Below are 19,878 nucleotides of genomic sequence, written 5' to 3'. Positions count from 1 at the left end.
GGGCAGCTAACTCAGGCAATTGTTCAATCTGTAGCTTCTCTCTGGGATTTGAGTTGAGATGCGATCAGGGGAACTTTAGGGGCAAGAAAAAATCCCACCAAACTGGCAAAAAGGATTGGCGTAAAGGGACTTAAGTTAGTCAGTTTTGACAGTAGCAAAGTCGTACTTATCGGTGTGCGCGTTACGGCTGCGTTGACAGCCGCCATTGTACAAATCATCGCAAGGGCAGGATCGAGTCCCGGAACTAAGATTGCTACTGCTTTACCAATGCAAGCACCAGTGAAAAATAGGGGAATGATGAATCCACCGCGCCACCCACCTGTTACCGTAATGCTAATGGCAGCCATTTTCCCAAGAGCTAGAGTTAAGAGAAAAACAGCACCAAAGTTAGCAATCAAGACTGAATCTAACTCTTCATGTCCAAAATAACGGGTGAGGGGTAATAATACTGCTAAAATGCCAAGTCCCACTCCTGCTAGTGTTGTACGTACATAAATGGGAACAGAAGTTGGTGAAACGGCTTGCCAAAAGGCATCGCAGCCGCGAAAAATGCCCATAAAAATCCATCCCGCTACAGCCCCGATAATTCCAAATGCGATCGCGATCGCAAAATCATCAATCCTTTCTAAGTGATACTGAGGAAAATGCCAAGTAGGGGCAATACCCAAATGTGTAATTGCTGCAAACACCAGATAGCTAGCGCAACTCGAAACAATGGCTGGCATTAAGGCTTCGTAATATTCCACAATATGCTCGTGGTGCAAAATCTCCAAAGCGAACATCGCACCGCCAAGAGGTGCGCCAAATAAGGCAGTGAAGCCAGCCGCCATTGCTGCTAAACTCATGGTTCTGAGGTCTTCACCTTGGAGTTTTAAGCGATCGGCAATCCAAGTACCAAAAGAACCTGTTACCTGTACCAGTGGCGCTTCTGGCCCAGCACTACCGCCTGCCGAGATGCTGACTAGAGAAGCAAGAATCATGGAAGGATTTTTGCGAACATCTAGGCGTCCGCCACGAAAATGAATATTATCAACAATCACAGCGATTTCACCGGGATTTCCTAAAAAATGAATCACCAGACCGATAATTAAACCGCTAAGTGGCATCACTATCAGGAGGCTAAAACCCTCAAATCGCTGGAGTCTGTGAGTTAAAAACTCTAGAATATTCCAGTACAACGCTGCAAACAGACCACCAGCAGTCCCCACGACTATCCAGCGGATAACCCACTGCGAAATCATTAGGGGATTACGCTTTACCAGTCCAAAAAGTTGAGCAAATGTCCAGCGTTGAGTTTGATTGTTGGCGGGGGGCTTGTTTGGTAACACTGCTTATTTCCTATTTGTGAAACCTAGAGTACTGAATATTTACGTTTTTTATGGTAAGGGCTATTTAGTTTAGTGAATCATTTTTGGTCTACAAAGAGCGATATTTTTGACGGGCTATAAAAAAGGGCGTACATCTGTACGCCCCTAAAATATTTATCTGCTTAGGCGTAGCCCGCCCTTCTCTACGAGAGGCTGCACTTCGACTACGCTCAGTTACCACGCCTTCGACTACGCTCTGTTACCACGCCTTCGACTACGCGGTAGTTGAGCGCAGTCGAAACTCAGTACAAGTGACTAATGACAAATAACAAATTAATAAGCTTTTGTTGGCAGTTGTTGCTCTAATTTCAACAATGCTGCAACTCGCATTTCTGTAGCTGGGTGACTGGAAAATAAGTTACCCAAAAACTGTCCAGAGATGGAATTGATAATTAATAACGGCTCATAAGCTGGATTAGCATTTAAAGGCATCTGCTTTGCTGAGGCTTCTAAGCGTTGCAATGCCCTAGCTAAGGCGCGGGGATTACCAGTTAATTTAGCAGAACCTGCATCAGCAGAGAATTCTCGTGTGCGCGAAATTGCTAGCTGAATGATTGTCGCAGCTATCGGCGCAAGCATGACTGTTAATAAAACTCCTAAAGGATTTCCACCTCTGTTGTCATCTCGCGAACCACCACCAAACCATAGGCTGTAACTAACCATTTGGGCTAGGAATGAGATCGCACCAGCCACAGTCGCAGCAACGGCTTGTGTGAGGGTGTCACGATTAATAATATGGGTTAGCTCGTGGGCGATAACACCTTCGAGTTCATCGTCTGGCAATATATTTAGAATACCTTCGGTGACAGCCACAGCAGCGTGTTCTGGATCGCGCCCTGTAGCGAAGGCGTTAGCGCCAAGGCTTGGAACGATGTAAACTCTAGGCATGGGAATGTTAGCGCGATCGCTCAATCTCTGCACCATCTGATAAAGTCCTGGTGCTTCCCTTTCACTTACTGGCTGTGCTTGGTATACTGCTAGGGCAATTTTATCTGATTGATACCAAGAAAACAGATTGGTTGCTGCTGCCAAGCCAATCCCGATAATCAAACCACCAGAACCGCCAATTACCCAGTAACTAATTGCAATCAAAAGACCACTTAGTGCAGCAAGCATTGCAGCCGTTTTTAATTGATTTGTCATATTTTTGCTCTCCTGCTAATGCTGTGTAAATTTTTCAGAAAACAGCATTACTTCAGCTACATTTTGATTTTACCCAGCTAAACTTAGATATATGGTACAGAAAACCTATCAGATAAGTACGGTTTTCCTACTTAAGTTTTAGTCATATAATTAATATTTATAAATACTAAAAACGCATCTATCTATAGGAATAAATTATTTATCTAGGCAGAAATTACAAGGGCGATACTGAGGTGTTGCCTATGCCTATGCAATTATTTAAGATCCATTTACTTATAAAGATTCTGAGTCTATTCCTTGTGCTTGATATATTTGTTGGGAAAATAGCTGAAAATCTAATTCGCACGCCTTTAAAGTTTCAGTGGCTTGTGAGTATTTTGGGGCATCAAACAAATCGCGATCGCGAATTTTTGGCAACCAAGAACGCAGTTTCGTTAGTTCCGCCTCATTCTCTTCTAATTCTGCAAAAGTGAGGTTACTTATTTTCCGTTCCTCGCTCAATTCGCTATGTAAATCTCGACATTGCCCCAAAAACTCTTGATATTCTTGGTCTGACTGCTGTTGGAAGCGCTCTACCAACATAGCATTTTGCTCAGGTTCATCAATCCAAATGGTGAATAAATCTGCTTCACCGCCACCTGCTGTAATGTCCGCTTTCAATTCTTTTAAATGGCTCTGCAAGTCTTCTCGCTGTGGTAGCAAGCACACCGACTGCTGTAAATAAAGTGCGCCCAATCCCTTAAGTTTACGCCATACATACACCCGCTGCGTCGAAGGCTGTGCAGGTACTTTGTACACCAATAGATTCCAAGATTGTCTATCCATAGAGATATTGTAACAAGTGTTGCATTGAATTTAATTTATTGTTAGGTTAACTAATGAAACATTTGTTGCATTGCAAGTAAATATGCGGCTACAAAATAAATTTGTTCAGAAAATTCCTCAGACTGTTTGGGTTTTGGGGTTTGTCAGTTTACTGACAGATATTAGTTCCGAGATGATTAATTCTCTGTTGCCCTTATTTCTAGTGTCAGTTTTAGGGGCGAATATTTTGACAGTGGGCATTATTGAAGGTATTGCAGAAGCAACAGCTTCAATTTTAAAAATCTTTTCGGGAGTATTGAGTGATTACTTAGGACATCGTAAAGGATTAGCGGTGTTTGGGTATGGATTGTCAACCTTTGTAAAACCTTTATTTGCTGTAGCTACCAGCCCAACTGGAGTATTAATAGCTCGATTTGGCGATCGCATTGGCAAAGGTATCCGGGTAGCACCCCGTGATGCTTTGGTTGCTGATTCCACTAATCCAGAGGTACGCGGTGCAGCTTATGGATTGCGTCAATCTCTCGATACTATCGGAGCATTTTTAGGGCCTTTGGCAGCATTTGCCCTGATGGCTGCTTCCCAAAACAACTTCCGCCTGATTTTTTGGCTAGCACTCATCCCTGGATTCTTCGCAGTGGCTTTATTAGCAGTGGGAGTGAGTGAACCAAAAACAAGTGAAATTCAAGGGAACCGAAGCAACCCTCTTCAATGGGAAGCTTTACGCAGTTTGGGTAAAGGATACTGGGTACTTGTAGCAGTGGCGCTGTTATTCAATTTAGGCAACTCCAGTAATGCTTTTTTGTTGTTGCGAGCCGAGCAAACAGGTATTTCAGCCTCACTCATCCCATTGACATTAATGATGATGAACATCACCTACTCATTCAGTGCCTACCCAATAGGAATACTTTCCGATCGCGTGGGTAAATTTGGGTTACTAGTAGGCGGATTTCTCCTATACGCCCTGGTGTATCTGGGTTTTGCTTTCGTGCAGACATCTTGGCAAGTCTGGGGATTGTTTGCCCTTTATGGTTTGCATTTGGGTATGAGTAAAGGATTGCTATTGGCGCTAGTGGCAAATAGTATCCCTGCAAATCTGCGCGGTACTGCTTTTGGATTCCTGAATTTGGCTGTAGGATTAGCGCTTTTACCCGCCAGTCTGCTAGCTGGTGGATTGTGGCAAACATTGGGAGCAGAGGCAACATTTATAACTGGAAGCTTATTTGCGATCGCTGCTGTCTTATTATTAGTAATTAATAGAAGAAAATATTTGCAAATCCAAGTAGGACTTACGTAAAATATCTTTCAAACTCTCATTTTTCTGTGTCCTCTGCGGTTCGTTATTCTAATAAGTTTTTAATTCTCAACGAATGATTTCAACCGGGCTGTAACTCTTAATTTACTAAGTCTTCTTACTAGTAAAAGAGCTTGTTGTTTATATAATGCTGTTGGTAGCAGTCCAGGCAAATTATGCATCAACTCTCTAGCAGTGCCGATGTTACATCCCGATATTATACTGATTTCATTTGCACCATCAAAAATAGCATCTTGAGCTAAAACTTTCTCAATCTGTACTTGCCAATTTCGAGGAAACATTTCACCTCGTTCAATTCGCTGGAGGCTATGACTATTTGCCAGAACAATCAGGCGATCGCCAACAGCAAGTTGTGTATGATCAGAAGGCATGAACTTAACAGGCGATCGCTTGAGACTTTGGTATAAAATTGGTACAACTCCATAACCATAGGCAACCTCAGCCAATAGTAATCCATTTAGTGTATCTCCAGCTTCAATTATGTACTCTACTACCAAAATAGTTTGAGTATCGAAGTTAAATAAGCTGAGAATATTTTCTCCAAAAGCCGCAGCAGCAAATACTTCTGCTGAAATAGCAGAGGTACAAATAACTTGAGCATAAGGAAACAATCGTGCGACATTATCACGAAAATATCGGTCATAAGTCCGAATAACCACACGAGTTTTAGGACTTTTAGCGTATGCCATCAAAGCTATTTCCAAATTTTCCATGTCATCGTCTGTAACTACAACGACACTTTTACTGTGAGCGAGATTTACCTTATCTAAAGCATCGGCAATATTATCAATAATCAGTGGTATTTTGTTGAGAAAATCGGCATTGAGTGCTGTGCTACTAATACCCACCACAGGCTGCTTGAATTCTTGTAACAAAGCCGCGACTCGCTGACCGACTCGATTTAATCCAATAAGTACAACATGGTCTTTTTGGGGTATTGATGGCTGGTAATTATTAAAAAACTGGAACCTTGAACTTAACAGAGTATCAGTTAGCAACGCATATAAAACCCCAACAAAACCTATACCAGTTACAGTTAGCGCGAGGCTAAACAATCGCAACCATCCTGGCATATTTTCAGCTGGCTCTGGTGGCGTTTTAAAATTAACACCACCAAAGACATCTCCATATCCTCCCAAAAGCAAGACAGCAATAGCATAAAATGCTTCTATTATGTTACTTTCAGGATAATTTAAGATATAAATAATTGTTCCAAAACACCAAAGAAAAAGTACTGTAATTCCACAAATAATTGCCACCCGCAAACTCTGATAACGAGAGAATGTCCGCGAGAGATATACTATTTTATTTTTTAAATTTTTCCAGGTTCTACCTAATACAATCTCTTGCCATAACTGCTGCCAGTTATGTTGACGCACAGTAGCAATTTGTTTTAAACTTTTAAGCTGCTCTGTAACTTCAATATAAATAATCGTATCACCTGGTTTTAATGTCGCTTCTGGTTCCCAATGATGAAATTCTTTAGGCAAAGGAGATGAATCATTAGCGTAATTTAAAACCCGACGATATAAAGTATTTAATTCATGTATATGCCATTTATTAGCCCAGTTATCACTTATTTTTATCTGACGCTTTACTACCCGAAATTGACGTTCTTCCAGTTGGAAATATCCAAGATTGTCATCTCCAAGGGCTGCCAGAGCAAAGCCAGAAGCGGAAATTTGATTCGGCTCAAAAGCAATAAAATTACCAAGGGTCTGACTTAACAGTTCATTGAGATTTTGTTTATCAGAACGTACAACCAGGCGAATTTGAGGATTTAAAAGCCTTGCCGCAAAGGCAGCTTCTATATTTACCCGTTCATTGCTAGTGACTAAAAGTACAGTTCGACACCGAGAAATATTTGCCTGTTCTAAAACACTGCTCTGACGACAATCTCCGATGAATAAGTTTTCTAATAAACTTAATAAATTTGGTATTTCCAAATATTGGGGTTGTTCTTGATCAATAGCATTGACAACAGCACCATACTCTTTTAGAACTGCAACGCAATGCTGACCCAAACTTCCTAGCCCACAAACTAAAAACTGATCTAGTTTTGTCTGAGAATCTTCAACAGGCTGGTAATTACTTTCTGATGATGGCAGCATATAATACCGCCAATGATACACATTATTTAACTAATATTATTTATATCGTAGAATACCAAAGATATTGACTCACAGCAAAAATGGTATTATTAATTTAATGAAAAACTATCAATGGTGATGGAGCTCGCCAAAACCGCCTTTCCAAACGGATAAATTCTGATATGGAAGGCTGATGGCTCCTACTTTCTTCGCTAACTGCGGGAGAGTAGGGCTTGGCTAAAAGCATTACCTGACTCCCCTGTAGAAAGTGTAAATCTACAAATCGCGCCTCAAGGAGTCATGGAATGCTAGCCAGTGTATTGTGGATTTTAATGATGGGCTTTTTTGCCGGTCAACTTGCCCGTCGTTTAGGTGCTCCGCCTTTAATTGGGATGATTTTAGTGGGGATTATTCTCGGCCCCCAAGTTCGGAATGTCATCAGTGAAGATGTGCTGGGTGCTGCTGATGAGTTAAGAACCTTGGCGGTAATGATTATTCTGATGAAAGCCGGACTGGGCTTAGATAGAGAAAAACTGGCTCAACAGGGAACTGTGGCGCTACGCTTGGGATTTTTGCCAGCAGCAACAGAAGCGATCGCGATCGCAATTACCGCTATGATAATTTTTAAATTTGACTTTCCCACTGGATTACTTCTGGGTTGTGTGATTGGCGCTGAATCTCCGGCTGTAATTGTCCCAGGAATGCTCAGGTTGAAAAGTTTAGGTTGGGGTGTCACAAAAGGAATTCCCGATGCAATTTTGACTGGTAGTGCTTTATCTGATGTGCTGCTATTACTAGTTTTTAGCCTACTGCTAAGTTTCTTAGGTGACGGAGGTGTTGAGCAGATTACCCTACCTGGGGGATTTACTTTGACTGCTCTGCAATTGCTGCCGTTCCAAATTATCATGCAAATATTGCTGGGAGTTTTGTTTGGCTATTTAGCAGCCCGTTTATTAGTTTTACTATTAACCAAACAAAACTGGACTCAGAATGCCGTTCAAGATACTGTGATTGCTGCCAGTTTAGCTTTATTCCTGGTCATTGTTGCTCATGCTTTGCCTTACTTTTCTGGTTATTTAGCAGCAATGGCGATGGGGTTTTTCTTAATTGAATTAGATGCTCCCTTAGCCCGAAGATTACGCGGCGGATTTGACACTTTATGGATAGTCGCGGAGATTTTTTTGTTTGTTTTGTTAGGGGCAACTATTCAACTGCAAGTATTAGAAAAGATTCTGTTACCTGGCATTTTAATTCTAGTAATTGGTTTACTAATTGGTAGGATGTTGGGCTGGTATCTTTCAACCTTGGGTAGTAATTGGAATTGGCGAGAAAGATTATTTCTGCTACCAGGAAACTCAGCAAAAGCTACAGTCCAAGCTGCCATTGGGGCAATACCCCTCTCCCAAGGAATTGCCGGAGGTGAGATAATTTTAGCGATCGCAGCTCTATCAATTTTAATCACAGCACCATTAGGCGCTTGGGCAACTATGACCTTTGCGCCGAAATTGCTTACCAAAGGCGAAGTTGACCCCACCAAGGTAACAGTTGCTACTCGTACAGTATTGCTGGCAGCCGTAGATACATCGAGTTTAGCCACAGAAGTTTTAACCAAAGTCGCAGATTTAGCACGTCGCAGCAACGGGGAAGCGATCGTTTTGCATGTAGTTAACACTTCAAACCAGCAAGATATCGAACAAATAAAAGAACAAAGCAAACAGTTGTTATCTGATATCAGGTATGAATTTTTGACTGTTACAGGCGCGATTCCAGAAGAGATTATTCGCATTGCCGAGGAGTATCGTGTCACTGCGATCGTGATGGGAAAACGCGGACATCAACCTTGGGAAAAAGTGCTTATTGGCTCAGTATCACAAGCAGTCTTAGAAGCCAGCCCAATACCTGTAATCTTGCTAGAAAATCTTCAGCATAATGAAATTTTGGATTTTAGATTTTAGATTGAAAGAGAAATCTAAAATAAAGTAATTTCGGGATTCTACTTTAATTACGATTTTTTTTATGAAAAAACTACGTCAATTTGAACCTTTTATTGCCTTACCCCACCTAATCAAATGGCTGCCAATTTCTGCTGTAGTTGGCATTCTGGCTGGAACTGCTTCTGCGGCTCTTTTAGCATCATTGGAATGGGCAACTGATTGGCGAGAATCACATCGCTGGATTATCGCCTTCCTTCCCCTTGGCGGCTTCTTAAGTGGTTGGATTTATCATCGATTTGGTCGGACTGTAGAAGCTGGAAATAACCTTTTACTTGAAGAAATTCATAATCCCAAAAAAGTTATTCCCTTCCGCATGGCTCCTCTTGTGTTACTAGGAACAGACCTCACCCATTTTTTTGGTGGTTCAGCCGGTCGTGAAGGTACAGCATTACAAATGGGTGCTTCTTTGGCAGATCAGGTAACTAAAATACTGCATTTTAAAGGGGCTAATCGGCGAATTTTATTAACAGCAGGTATAAGTGGAGGATTCGCTTCAGTGTTCGGTACTCCCTTAGCTGGAACCGTATTTGGTCTGGAAGTTTTAGCAATTGGTAGGATTCATTATGATGCTCTTTTTCCTTCTTTGATTGCTGCGATCGTTGGAAATCAAGTCACCTTACTATTAGGTTTACATCATACAGCATATCGGCACGCTCCCTCTATACCGACGCTCACACTCTGGGGACTGATTTCTGCCATTATTGCAGGTGCAATTTTTGGAATTGTAGCGAGATTCTTTGCTAAAGTAACTCACCAAATAAGTAACTTGTTTAAAACCAAGATATCTTATCCTCCAATGCGTCCTTTAATAGGTGGTGCGATAATAGCAGCAATTGTTGGGTTGAGTGGAACAACCAAATACATTGGGCTTGGTATTCCAACAATCGTTGATTCTTTCTATACTCAGCTACCTCCTTGGGATTTTGCAGCCAAATTAGGCTTGACTGCTTTAACTTTAGGTGCAGGTTTTAAGGGTGGAGAAGTGACACCTTTGTTTTTTATTGGTGCAACTTTAGGTAATGCTTTGTCGTTGCTTTTAGCATTACCTGCACCACTGTTAGCAGGAATGGGATTTGTGGGTGTGTTTGCGGGTGCAGCAAATACACCTTTGGCATCAACCTTAATGGGAATTGAATTATTTGGTCTGGAATCGGGGGTATTTATTGCTATTGGCTGTGTAGTGAGCTATTTATTTTCCGGTCATTCTGGAATTTATTCTGCACAGCGTATTGGGTTGAGCAAATACTCTGCTGTATATTTAGAAGAAGGGGTGACTTTGGCTAATTATGGGCAACCGAAAATTGATTTACCTGATGATAGTGAAGAAGGAGGAAGTAATGCTCAGGAATAATTTATTGATGCATGAATGGATAATTGGGAAAGTGTATAGTTTACCGTTGTAGGCATCGCATAGTCAGAGTAGTCATATTTTATGTGCGATAACCGCTATGCTTAACTTATATATTTGCGATCGTTTCACAAATATGCTGTTTAGGATAAAAAGTTACTATGCTCATAGAGTTTAGTATTGGCAATTACCGATCTTTTAAGGATAAAGTTACCTTTAGTATGGTGGCTGCCAATATTGTTGCCAAAGAAAAAGAACTTGATGAAAACAATGTTTTTGCGATAGATGATGATCTAAAATTACTCAAAAGTGCTGCAATTTATGGTGCTAATGCTAGTGGCAAAAGTAATCTTGCGAAAGCTTTGAGCTTCATGAAGTGGTTTATGATTAATTCCTCTAAGGAAACTCAAAGTACAGAAAAAATAGGAGTTGAGCCATTTGAGCTAAGTACAGAAACTGAAGCACAACCATCTTTTTTTGAAATTGTGTTTTTATTAGATGCTATCAAGTATAGATATGGGTTTGAAGCTAATCAAAAAAGAGTTATTTCTGAATGGTTATCTTACGTTCCTAACACAAGAAAAACTCCTCTTTTTGAGCGAGTTTCTGAAGGAAATTCGCGTAAGCTAAAATATCTATCTAAAAAGTTTAAAGCTCAGGGTATTTACCCAAAAACTAGGAGTAATGCACTTTTTCTATCAGTAGCTGCTCAATTTAATGTTGAAATAGCTGAGAGAATACTAGATTGGCTTACAAAAAAAGTAAATATAGTTTCAGGTTTAGATGATCAAGAGCATTTGATTCATACAGTAAGTTATTTAGCCAGAAATAATGATAATAAATCAGAAATCATTCAGTTAATTAAACAACTAGATTTAGGCATTAAACAAATAAGAATAAAGCAAGCAGAAATTATCCCTATAGAACAAAGCTCTTATCATTTCAAAACAGAAAATTTAATTAAGACAGGGCATCAAAAATTTGACAAAAAAGGTAATTATGTTTCTATAAAATTCTTCGATTTAGAAAATCAAGAATCGGAGGGAACTAAAAAAATAATTTCTATTGCTGGACTTTTGGTAGATACTCTTAAATATGGCAAAGTTTTAATATTTGATGAATTGGATGCGAGACTTCACCCGCTAATCAGCAAAGCAATTGTTGAATTATTTAATTCAATAAAGACAAATTCTAATAATGCACAACTAATATTTATGACTGATGACACCAATTTGCTCAGTAATAAAATATTTCGGAGAGATCAGATTTGGTTTACTGAGAAAAACAAATATGGTGCTACAGATTTATATTCCTTAGTTGAATATAAAATACGGAATGATGCCTCTTTTGAAAGTGACTATCTTAAAGGCAGATATGGTGCTATTCCATTTATTGGTGAGCCTAATGCCTAGAAATAATTCAAGGAGATCATCATCTCGTGGATATACCGATAGAAAAGTTGAAACAAGAGAGCTTAGGCAAATATTTTTAATTATTTGTGAAGGTGAAAAAACCGAGCCAAATTACTTCATGAGCTTTCGCGTTTCCACAACTGTGAAAAAGATTGATGTTAGAGGATTTGGATACAATCCAAGTAAACTAGTACAAGAAGCTAAAGAATTAAAAGCTCAAGGAGATTACGATCAAATTTGGTGCGTATTTGATAGGGATGATTGGCCTAAGCAAGATTTTAACAACGCCATTGCAAACGCTGAAAGAGAAGGATTTCAAGTTGCTTATTCTAATGAAGCTTTTGAATTATGGTATGTATTGCATTTTGAGTTTTTAAATACTGGACTTCCTCGCAAGGATTATATCGATAAATTAGAGAAATTACTTGGATACAAATATAAAAAAAATAGTGCAACCATCTATGAAGAAATAGAAAATCGTCAATCTACTGCCATCAAACACGCTAAAAGTCTTCTGAAGCAATATAATCATCCCAATCCAGTAAATGATAATCCTTCAACAACAGTACATCTTTTAGTTGAGGAGCTAAACAAATTCATTCGATAATTCTTATCTTTTAGATTACATCAATTATTGTTTACACCATCCAGTGGCTACTTTATTATTTACTAAATCATCGCTTCCAATTCTTCCAAAGCTTGAAAACTTCCTACTTGCCAACTACGTTCCACCGCAGCAGGGATAATCTCAGTAATAGCTATATCTGCAAAATTAGGACTGGTATTAGATTTTATGTATTTCCCATCTCTCAGCAAATAAATAGAAAGGTTTCCGTTATCGTAAACCCATAATTCTGGGACTTTAATGGCTTCATAAGCATCAAGAGTAGTTTTCGATGTGACATCAGTCTCAATCGCTAAATCTGGCGGGGGATCATCAGTTTGTAAGCGACGATGGCCAATCATTTGTTGATAATTCTGAATATAAAAGCAAGCATCAGGTTCAACTCCTGCTACGCCTTGGCGTTTAAAGGTGGTGGAACCAAAAGGTTGATATCTGATATCTTTAGCCTTCAGCAATATTTTGACAATATCAGAAATTAAATCTTTGGGAATTTCATGTTCTGGTAAAGGAGCCATAATTTCTAAAGTACCCTGGCTATAGGCAATTCGGGTAGTTCTTTTTTCTCCTAATTCTTCTAAAATAGATTCAAATTCTTGCCAGCTAACATCAGGAATTGTCACCGTGCTACCAGGTGCTAATTGCATCTGGCTAACAGCTTTGAAAACGGGGATAGCAGCAGTCACATCGCTTCGCTCCAATTCAAAATTCAAAATTCAAAATCTATCAGGTTGCGGTGGATAATACAGCCCACCGTAACCTTTAGACTAATAGAATGAGTTTAACAAAAGCGATCGCTCTACACCTTAAACTTCTCTGTAATCCGCTTCATCGCCTCTTCGACATTCTCCCGGCTGTTAAACGCCGAAATCCGGAAGTAACCTTCACCCGCAGCACCAAAGCCAGAACCGGGTGTTCCTACAACGTTCACGGTTTGCAGCAACTTATCAAAGAATTCCCAACTGGATAAACCATTAGGCGTTTTCACCCAAACGTAAGGTGCATTCACGCCACCATAAACTGATAATCCGGCGGCTGTGAGTTTTTCGCGGATAATTTTGGCGTTTTCTAGATAGAAATTCACCAATCCTTTGATTTGCGCTTGTCCTTCTTCGGAGTAAACCGCTTCGGCTCCACGTTGGATGATGTAAGAAACGCCGTTGAATTTGGTAGACTGGCGACGATTCCACAGTTTCCACAGTTCGACATCGGAACCATCGGCGGCTTTTGCTGTGAGTGTCTTCGGTACTACGGTTAACGCGCAACGGGTTCCTGTAAAACCTGCGTTCTTGGAAAAAGACCGAAATTCGATCGCAACATCTCTTGCACCTTCAATTTCATAAATTGAGTGGGGAATCGAGGGATCGGTGATATAAGCTTCGTAGGCTGCATCAAAGAAAATAATCGAGTTATTAGCTTTGGCATAGTCCACCCATGCTTTGAGATATTCCTTGGTAGCAGTTGCGCCAGTGGGGTTATTGGGAAAGCAGAGATAAATTAAATCGACTTTCTTTGAGGGAATCTCGGCGGTGAAGTTGTTATCAGCCGTAATTGGTAGATAAACTAAACCCTCAAATTCGCCTTTATCGTTGGCATCCCCAGTATTTCCCACCATAACATTAGTGTCTACATACACAGGGTAAACTGGGTCAGTTACGGCAATTATGTTGTCATGACCAAAGATTTCTAGAATGTTGCCTGTGTCGCACTTGGAACCATCGGAGATAAAGATTTCGGAAGCATCTATATCGGCTCCCCGTGCTTGGAAATCGTGAGTAGCAATTTTCTCCCGTAACCAAGCGTAGCCTTGCTCTGGGCCATAGCCTTTGAAAGTATTGCGATCGCCCATTTCTTCCACAGCTTTAATCATAGCTGTGCGGCAAGCCTCTGGCAGAGGTTCAGTAACATCACCAATGCCCAGCCGAATGATTTTAGCATCAGGATTCGCTTCTGCAAAGACATTCACCCGCCGAGCAATTTCTGGAAACAGATAACCCGCTTTCAGTTTCAGGTAGTTGTCGTTAATAGTTGCCATAGTAAATACAAAAAACGCCCTCAAATAGCTTACTGCTAATTTATGAGGGCGATAACTTTGTTGTGGGGAGTTAGAAGTGGAGAGTTAGGAGTTAGGAGTTAGGAGTTAGGAGTTAGGAGTTATAAGAGTTCTTTCTCCTATGCCCAATGCCCAATTCCCAATTTAGACATTTACCGGCTGTTTATTATCGGCTGAATAATTGTTGCGATCGCTAATTACAAACTCCGTAATTGATTCTTTACCTGTAATCAATCTTGCTCCGCGATTACGAGTAAAGTAATTCCACGCCCACTGAATCATTACTACTAATTTGTTGTCAAATTCAATTAGGAAGTAGATGTGAATCACTAGCCAAAACAGCCATGCAAAGAAACCTTTCAGCTTCATAAAGCCCAAATCTACTACAGCAGAATTGTGCCCAATCATTGCTAAACTACCATGATCCTTATAAGCAAAGGGTGGCAAACTTTTACCTGCAAGCCGCTGTTGAACTAATGTTGCTACATATTCACCTTCTTGCTTGGCTACAGGTGCAACACCAGGTAGGGGTTTACCATTTTGATGAGAAAAATTTGCTAAGTCGCCAACTACAAAAATATTGGGATGTCCCTTAATACTCAAGTCAGGTTCGACGATAATCCGTCCAGCGCGATCGCACTCTGCACCTGTGTGTTCGGTTAACACTTTTCCCATTGCGGAAGCTTTCACACCTGCTGCCCATAATACCGTTTTTGAGGCAATCTCTTTAACTTCATCGCCTTGTTTGAGGGTAACAACATCATTTTCAATATTTGTTACCAATGTTTTTGTCTGCACAACCACACCCAAGCGCGTCAGGGATGCTTCCGCTTCTTGTGATAACTCTGGTGCAAAAGGTGGCAAAACTCGATCCAAACCTTCTAATAGCAAAATCTTGGCTTCTGATGTGTCGATGTTGCGGAAGTCTTCTTTGAGGGTTTGATTTGCTAATTCTGCGATCGCACCCGCTAACTCTACACCAGTTGGGCCACCACCCACAATTACAAAGGTTAACCAAGCCCGGCGTTTTTCTGGATCGGTTTCTTTTTCTGCGGCTTCAAAGGCCGAAAAAATCCGGCTACGCATTTCTATCGCATCTTCTACAGTTTTCAAGCCTGGGGCGAATTCTTCCCAGTTATCTTTACCAAAGTAGGAATGCTTCGCACCTGTGGCGACAATTAACGTATCGTAAGGAATTGCTTCGTCGCCTACAATAACTTTTTGCGCTTGTGAATCAATATTATTCACCTCTCCCAGCAGCACTGTCGTATTCTTGCTCTTGCTGAGGACAGAACGCAACGGCGAAGAAATATCAGCCGGAGACAGCGCACCTGTAGCGACTTGATATAAGAGGGGTTGAAATAGATGAAAGTTACGTTTATCAATCAGAGTAACGTTTACTGCCGCTTTGGCTAGTGTTTTTGCTGCATAAAGTCCACCAAAACCACCGCCTACAATAACTACTTGATGGGGTGGATTATTGTCAAGTGAATTTACCATAAGAAATATTATCCGGGATGCCGACTATTGTAACTATTCTTAACAAATTTGTATCAAACTTGTCATCATATATTTTGTATTGCCTTTTACATTTAAAGAATGATTAAAGTAATCAAAACTACAGGATAAGCAGAACTTTTCAAGAGAGAGGCGCAGACAATCATAGTTGGGAATACTTGAATCGCTTTTTACTTGTGTAAATTTATCAAAGGTAGATGTAAGATTTATGCAAGTTTACTCAGAGCTAGTTGATTCTGGTGTTTGTGTCAAACGTGGTGAATGAGTTCGCCGCCAACGGTTAAAGCCATAGATAAGAGCAACAAAAATTAACAAATAGGGACTGTAAACAATTAACCAAATACCCAGCTTGAGTAAGCCAACAGAAAATGCACTCAAAGAGTGGGTAGAGTTGTTCCAAGTTTCTTGAACTTGCAAACCCAAGGCAGGTTGGGGACTGGTACTAGAAACTGCGGCTTCTAGGTTCAGCGTAATCGTGGAATAAGCAACTTGATTTTGTAGGCTTTTCAATTGGGCATTGATTTGTTCTATGGTTTGTCTGACATTACTTAATTCTTGGGCAACACTAAGCACATCTCTGACAGAACCAGCCCGATCCATAATTTTTTGTAAATTGGCTTCAGTTTTCTGCAAATTCGTTAATCTAGCTTGGAAATCTACAAGGCGATCGCCTACATCTTCCGCAGTGATATTACGACTCTCGACAGTGCCCAATTTAGCTAATTGCTCTAGGGTAGGTTCTAGCCGATTCTCAGGTATCCGCAACTGTATTGTTGCTGTGTGACGCGGGTTGTCACTTTTGGGTTGTTGTTGCTTCAAACCGATTAAATCCCCTTGCTGTTTATTGATAATTTGTGAAACAGCATCAACAGTCTTATCTACAGAGTTGACAGTCAAAGAGATTGCCGCTTTTTTGATGAGTTGGGGACGAGAACGCGCTATTGGTGAAGCTTCCGCCTTTTGGGAAATACTGCTTTCACCAGCAGGTGCTATTGCTTGATTTGCCGTACTATCAGCCGCATTTGGAGGTAAACCAGAACTTGTTGAGCGATCAGCAGAAGCGCAACTGGTGAAAATCACCCCTCCTAATAATGCACTCACAAATAAAGCAGATGTGCGCGGTAATTTAGTTGAAGTATACATAATCTACCCCCAGATGGATGAAGTTAACCCCAGTATTACTGAAGTAAAACTCAAAGCCTGCATTGTTGCGATTTATGTAACAGATTTAGTCATTCAAAATTCCCTGGCACTTTCAGCAGCCTGTCTCAATGCCAAAAAAGCCTCTTTTAGAGGTTGGCTAACAGCACTGTCTGGTTCTGTTAGCACTAGCTGTTGGTAGGCTGACAAAAATTGCGATCGCAGCCGATGGAACAAATGCAGAAAGTGACGTACAAAACTGATGCAATCCAAAACCACAATTTCCATACCACCTGTACGGTCGTACATACTTGAGGCATATTCCTGAATACCTTCTTCGATCGCATCCGTCGTGATAAAAATATAGTTGTCAACCCGCTTGCCTGTGCTGTTGATTTTTTGCAAGGCACGGTCAATATCTGCTAACGTGACGCGTCGGGTCTTCATTTCATAGCTGGTAATCACCTTCTTGTCATCAACTAAAGTAATTTCCAAATCTCCCAAAGCTCCAGTCTGCTCGTCTGCGGCATTATGGGATTCTAGAGGTAAAAAACGCTCCCCAATATATTGTTCTGCTACTTGATAGGCAGCAGCAACAATTAGTACAGGAAGACGGCTTGAACCTCGGCAAGCCAAATGCTGTTTCAGGAGTGTGATAATTTCCTCTGCTGACAAAGGTATTGCGTCTTCCGACTTCTTCAGGTCGGCTAGTAGTGTTTCCATACGCTGCCGCTTCTCGTTCCGAGCGATAATTAGACAGCGAATGGTTTGGGCTAGCAAATCCTCAGCAGTTATCCTACCTTCATGAACATCATCAAGTAATTCCAGGGCAGCTTCATAGAGTTTGGGCGGTCGTCCCACCAGATTGACTGCTGGGGTTAAGGTGATGTTACGGTTCCGCAGGGCAGGGGTGAGGAACGCAGTAGTGGGATTACAGGGCAACTCGTGCTTGTTAATGAATGCTGTGATGTAGCTTTCATCGTAGTAGCGTCCAGAGTAAGCATCTGGTGTGCCTATTTCGGTGTAAGGCTTGCGGATATCAACATTTCCACGGTGAATTGATGCCAAAGAGCAGGCCAGTAACAAACGAACTACAGCACGATTGCCTACATAGCGCGATACATAGTCAATTTTTTCGGCAATGCTGGGGTTGGTGACAATCGGTTGGACTATCGATGCTTCGGCTTTTTGTAAGGCTACATCAAGGATAGCTGCTGGGGTTGTGGACATGGAGCGATTTCTTCAACAGTAAGTGTGGAGGCTTGGGGGTCATAATTGAGCCAAAGTACTTCTTGCCGTAACTGCTTGATGGAATGGCAGTGTTTCACGGGCGCTTTAATGCAGTTCCAGTCACCGTAAAGTTCCTGCATCAACGAACAATCATAGCCTGAAAGGGCAACTTTACCTTTGACTGAACGCAAAACATCCGCTAGTTGCCGATGCTGGTCGTCGGTCATTTCATAAGCGTAAGCCTTGCTATCTCCACGGGAATCGTGCGGGTAGGGAGGGTCACAGTAAAATAATGTTTCTGGACTATCGTACCGTCGAATAATATCAATTGCTCGGTCGTTCTCAATTTGCACGCGTAGCAACCGTTGCACGATTTCGGGCAGATCCTCAACACTACCAAGCCACCGGGAAACTGCACCAGCCATTCCAGCGCGGCTAGTAAGTTTGCAGTGCGCCCATCGTCCAACACTGGCGGTTTGTGCCAAGCCTGTTCTCACTTGTCGCGCCCGGACAAAAAATCGTCTAGCCCTTTCCAGGTCTGACAAACTTTCTTCTTCTTTGGTAATAGCAATCCGAAATTCTTCACGCGAAAACGGGGTTAAACCAATCGCCTCGATGAGTTGGTCTTTTTGGTCGCGTAGCACACGAAAGAAGTTGACTACCTGGCCATCAATATCATTGTAGGTTTCCACAGGCGAAGGCTCCCGGTTCAACAACACGGCTGCTGAACCGCCAAAGGGTTCGCAGTAGTGGGTCGTTTTTGACAACAAGGGTAAAAGCCAGTCTAAATGACTGTACTTGCCGCCATACCAACCAAATGCAATTTTCTTTGCCATGAAAGACCAACCTCAAAGGGAGTGCTTTACCCGAAACCGAGGATAAGGGTAAAACGCAATTTATTATATAGTCTTGAGAAATAAAGTATAAACAAACAAAAATACTTACATTATTTTTTCAGAGAATAATCTATCATTCTCGGTAAGGCGATCGCGGCATTGAGCCTGGATGCGCCATGTTTGCGGTTATTATCTGGTAAATCAGGGTTACAGCACCAGAGAGATTCAGGACTTCTTAGAACATCGTGATATCAAACACACTGAAAAATATACCAAGCTGAATGCTCGACGGTTCCTGAATTTTGACTAGGGTGATTTGTAAGAACAATAGAGTGTTATAATTTTGGTCTAAACTTATACTTAAGTTGTCGTAATACTTCTAAAGTGTTAGACAGATGAAGTTGGGTAATTGCATATAATTTAGATTTAAATATAAATACCAAATGTATAATTTTAACGATACCCCTATATCTATTTCCCTTTCAGCCGATAAAATAATTTATTACAAGTTGAGAGCAGTACATAGGCGACATGGAAATGCTGAGAAGTGCATATGGATTATTTCTGTAGAAGAAGAGGTAGATTGTTTCAAGTATGCAGTATTTGAGAAATGGTTAGAAGAGAAAAAAGGATGGGGATTGAAAATTAACATAGAAGAAAGAGGTTTAGCTGAACTTGGTTTATCTGAACAAAATGAACCTTTAAAAATTGCTAAGTTTGTCGATAGTAGCTCAACTACTGAATGGCATGGTTATCCAGCAGATTATTGTAGAAGGAAACAAGATAGACCATCTTTAAATATACTAATGGACTGGAAAAACAAAGGAATAATTACTAAAACACAAATGGACAAAATCAAGCAATATAAAAAATGCAACCTCTGAAGCTTACAATCGATGGTGATTTTTGGGACTGTCAAATATATAGAGGAAGGCAGAAATGTTGAATCCTAATACAAAACTTTACATATCTAGTTACACTAACTCTA

17 protein-coding genes and 1 riboswitch are annotated in these 19,878 nt (G+C 40.9%); of the genes, 7 read left to right on the top strand and 10 right to left on the bottom strand.

The genetic code is table 11. The features are described 5' to 3' along the window. Nucleotides 1-23: 23 nt before the first annotated feature. From RMX69_RS10020 to RMX69_RS10010, 3 genes are all read right to left on the bottom strand, one after another. Nucleotides 24-1,328: a chloride channel protein gene (locus tag RMX69_RS10020; RefSeq protein WP_322637363.1), complete on the bottom strand. Its 1,305-nt coding sequence runs from the start codon at nt 1,326-1,328 to the stop codon at nt 24-26. Between the two features lie 312 nt (nt 1,329-1,640). Further along, on the bottom strand, nt 1,641-2,510 hold the full coding sequence (locus RMX69_RS10015) for a zinc metalloprotease HtpX (protein WP_322637362.1): 870 nt from the start codon (nt 2,508-2,510) through the stop codon (nt 1,641-1,643). 273 nt (nt 2,511-2,783) lie between these two features. Next, on the bottom strand, nt 2,784-3,335 hold the full coding sequence (locus tag RMX69_RS10010) for a Chromate resistance protein ChrB (protein WP_322637361.1): 552 nt from the start codon (nt 3,333-3,335) through the stop codon (nt 2,784-2,786). An 82-nt stretch (nt 3,336-3,417) separates the two neighbouring features. On the opposite strand from RMX69_RS10010, the gene RMX69_RS10005 reads away from it, so the two are divergent. Beyond that, nucleotides 3,418-4,629, top strand: coding sequence for an MFS transporter (locus tag RMX69_RS10005; RefSeq protein ID WP_322637360.1), 1,212 nt, complete (start codon nt 3,418-3,420; stop codon nt 4,627-4,629). Between the two features lie 59 nt (nt 4,630-4,688). Here the strand turns inward: RMX69_RS10005 and RMX69_RS10000 are convergent, their stop codons facing one another. Continuing rightward, nucleotides 4,689-6,758: a potassium channel family protein gene (locus tag RMX69_RS10000; RefSeq protein WP_322637359.1), complete on the bottom strand. Its 2,070-nt coding sequence runs from the start codon at nt 6,756-6,758 to the stop codon at nt 4,689-4,691. A gap of 104 nt (nt 6,759-6,862) precedes the next feature. Next, nucleotides 6,863-6,947, top strand: a riboswitch (Fluoride riboswitch). A 95-nt stretch (nt 6,948-7,042) separates the two neighbouring features. Between RMX69_RS10000 and RMX69_RS09995 the strand changes: the two genes are divergently transcribed. From RMX69_RS09995 to RMX69_RS09980, 4 genes are all read left to right on the top strand, one after another. Continuing rightward, complete coding sequence (locus RMX69_RS09995) at nt 7,043-8,692, top strand: cation:proton antiporter (RefSeq protein ID WP_322637358.1); 1,650 nt, start codon at nt 7,043-7,045, stop codon at nt 8,690-8,692. A 61-nt stretch (nt 8,693-8,753) separates the two neighbouring features. Beyond that, entirely contained in the window at nt 8,754-10,082 is a 1,329-nt protein-coding gene (locus RMX69_RS09990) for a voltage-gated chloride channel family protein (protein WP_322637357.1), read from the top strand. Nucleotides 10,083-10,300: 218 nt separating this feature from the next. Continuing rightward, nucleotides 10,301-11,491, top strand: a complete 1,191-nt coding sequence (locus RMX69_RS09985) for an ATP-binding protein (RefSeq protein ID WP_322637356.1) — start codon at nt 10,301-10,303, stop codon at nt 11,489-11,491. Next, a complete protein-coding gene (locus tag RMX69_RS09980) occupies nt 11,484-12,098 on the top strand; it encodes an RloB family protein (protein WP_322637355.1) in 615 nt (204 codons plus the stop codon). The genes RMX69_RS09985 and RMX69_RS09980 overlap by 8 nt, the downstream gene beginning before the upstream one ends. A gap of 62 nt (nt 12,099-12,160) precedes the next feature. Here the strand turns inward: RMX69_RS09980 and RMX69_RS09975 are convergent, their stop codons facing one another. The 6 genes from RMX69_RS09975 to RMX69_RS09950 all read right to left on the bottom strand — a co-directional run bounded on the left by RMX69_RS09975 (nt 12,161) and on the right by RMX69_RS09950 (nt 18,890). Then, nucleotides 12,161-12,799, bottom strand: coding sequence for a Uma2 family endonuclease (locus tag RMX69_RS09975; protein ID WP_322637354.1), 639 nt, complete (start codon nt 12,797-12,799; stop codon nt 12,161-12,163). A gap of 113 nt (nt 12,800-12,912) precedes the next feature. Continuing rightward, nucleotides 12,913-14,148 (bottom strand): LL-diaminopimelate aminotransferase, encoded by a 1,236-nt coding sequence (locus tag RMX69_RS09970; RefSeq protein WP_322637353.1) that lies wholly within the window; start codon nt 14,146-14,148, stop codon nt 12,913-12,915. A gap of 162 nt (nt 14,149-14,310) precedes the next feature. Beyond that, entirely contained in the window at nt 14,311-15,666 is a 1,356-nt protein-coding gene (locus RMX69_RS09965; RefSeq protein WP_322637352.1) for an NAD(P)/FAD-dependent oxidoreductase, read from the bottom strand. 234 nt (nt 15,667-15,900) lie between these two features. Then, entirely contained in the window at nt 15,901-16,827 is a 927-nt protein-coding gene (locus RMX69_RS09960; protein ID WP_322637351.1) for a DUF4349 domain-containing protein, read from the bottom strand. 93 nt (nt 16,828-16,920) lie between these two features. After that, complete coding sequence (locus RMX69_RS09955; RefSeq protein WP_322637350.1) at nt 16,921-18,054, bottom strand: restriction endonuclease, SacI family; 1,134 nt, start codon at nt 18,052-18,054, stop codon at nt 16,921-16,923. Then, the gene (locus tag RMX69_RS09950) at nt 18,021-18,890 is read right to left on the bottom strand and encodes a DNA adenine methylase (protein WP_322637349.1); all 870 of its coding nucleotides are present in this window, start codon (nt 18,888-18,890) and stop codon (nt 18,021-18,023) included. Before RMX69_RS09950 ends, RMX69_RS09955 begins: the two co-directional genes overlap by 34 nt. Nucleotides 18,891-19,059: 169 nt before the next feature. Here RMX69_RS09950 and RMX69_RS09945 point away from each other — a divergent pair, with 169 nt between their 5' ends. Continuing rightward, nucleotides 19,060-19,200: a tyrosine-type recombinase/integrase gene (locus tag RMX69_RS09945; protein WP_322637348.1), complete on the top strand. Its 141-nt coding sequence runs from the start codon at nt 19,060-19,062 to the stop codon at nt 19,198-19,200. A gap of 133 nt (nt 19,201-19,333) precedes the next feature. Continuing rightward, nucleotides 19,334-19,774, top strand: a complete 441-nt coding sequence (locus RMX69_RS09940; protein ID WP_322637347.1) for a hypothetical protein — start codon at nt 19,334-19,336, stop codon at nt 19,772-19,774. The last annotated feature ends 104 nt before the right edge of the window (nt 19,775-19,878 follow it).

Source organism: Nostoc sp. EspVER01, assembly GCF_034530635.1.
Taxonomy (GTDB): domain Bacteria; phylum Cyanobacteriota; class Cyanobacteriia; order Cyanobacteriales; family Nostocaceae; genus Nostoc.
The sequence above is the reverse complement of the archived record's forward strand: the minus strand, read 5'-3'. Positions and strand labels throughout refer to the sequence as shown.

Coding starts and splice junctions, on each gene's coding strand:
- RMX69_RS10015 (WP_322637362.1), bottom strand. CDS start 2,510: ATGACAAATCAATTAAAAACGGCTGCAATGCTTGCTGCACTAAGTGGT.
- RMX69_RS10010 (WP_322637361.1), bottom strand. CDS start 3,335: ATGGATAGACAATCTTGGAATCTATTGGTGTACAAAGTACCTGCACAG.
- RMX69_RS10005 (WP_322637360.1), top strand. CDS start 3,418: ATGCGGCTACAAAATAAATTTGTTCAGAAAATTCCTCAGACTGTTTGG.
- RMX69_RS10000 (WP_322637359.1), bottom strand. CDS start 6,758: ATGCTGCCATCATCAGAAAGTAATTACCAGCCTGTTGAAGATTCTCAG.
- RMX69_RS09995 (WP_322637358.1), top strand. CDS start 7,043: ATGCTAGCCAGTGTATTGTGGATTTTAATGATGGGCTTTTTTGCCGGT.
- RMX69_RS09990 (WP_322637357.1), top strand. CDS start 8,754: ATGAAAAAACTACGTCAATTTGAACCTTTTATTGCCTTACCCCACCTA.
- RMX69_RS09985 (WP_322637356.1), top strand. CDS start 10,301: ATGGTGGCTGCCAATATTGTTGCCAAAGAAAAAGAACTTGATGAAAAC.
- RMX69_RS09980 (WP_322637355.1), top strand. CDS start 11,484: ATGCCTAGAAATAATTCAAGGAGATCATCATCTCGTGGATATACCGAT.
- RMX69_RS09970 (WP_322637353.1), bottom strand. CDS start 14,148: ATGGCAACTATTAACGACAACTACCTGAAACTGAAAGCGGGTTATCTG.
- RMX69_RS09965 (WP_322637352.1), bottom strand. CDS start 15,666: ATGGTAAATTCACTTGACAATAATCCACCCCATCAAGTAGTTATTGTA.
- RMX69_RS09960 (WP_322637351.1), bottom strand. CDS start 16,827: ATGTATACTTCAACTAAATTACCGCGCACATCTGCTTTATTTGTGAGT.
- RMX69_RS09955 (WP_322637350.1), bottom strand. CDS start 18,054: ATGTCCACAACCCCAGCAGCTATCCTTGATGTAGCCTTACAAAAAGCC.
- RMX69_RS09950 (WP_322637349.1), bottom strand. CDS start 18,890: ATGGCAAAGAAAATTGCATTTGGTTGGTATGGCGGCAAGTACAGTCAT.
- RMX69_RS09945 (WP_322637348.1), top strand. CDS start 19,060: ATGCGCCATGTTTGCGGTTATTATCTGGTAAATCAGGGTTACAGCACC.
- RMX69_RS09940 (WP_322637347.1), top strand. CDS start 19,334: ATGTATAATTTTAACGATACCCCTATATCTATTTCCCTTTCAGCCGAT.